This is a genomic window from Sporosarcina koreensis, from assembly GCF_001531445.1.
Lineage (GTDB): Bacteria > Bacillota > Bacilli > Bacillales_A > Planococcaceae > Sporosarcina > Sporosarcina koreensis_C.
On record NZ_LQYA01000094.1, the window covers coordinates 1 to 243 of the forward strand.

Sequence of the window (243 nt, forward strand, 5' to 3'; positions counted from 1 at the left end):
GTTTACTGGGGCTTCAATTCGAAGCTTCGCTTGCGCTGACCTCTCCTCTTAACCTTCCAGCACCGGGCAGGCGTCAGCCCCTATACGTCACCTTACGGTTTTGCAGAGACCTGTGTTTTTGCTAAACAGTCGCCTGGGCCTATTCACTGCGGCTCTCTCGGGCTGTAACACCCTACACAGAGCACCCCTTCTCCCGAAGTTACGGGGTCATTTTGCCGAGTTCCTTAACGAGAGTTCTCTCGA

At 54.3% G+C, this 243-nt stretch carries 1 rRNA gene; it reads right to left on the bottom strand.

The window, feature by feature from the left end:
• Positions 1-243, bottom strand: a 23S ribosomal RNA gene (locus tag AWV70_RS11615); the annotation flags it as partial.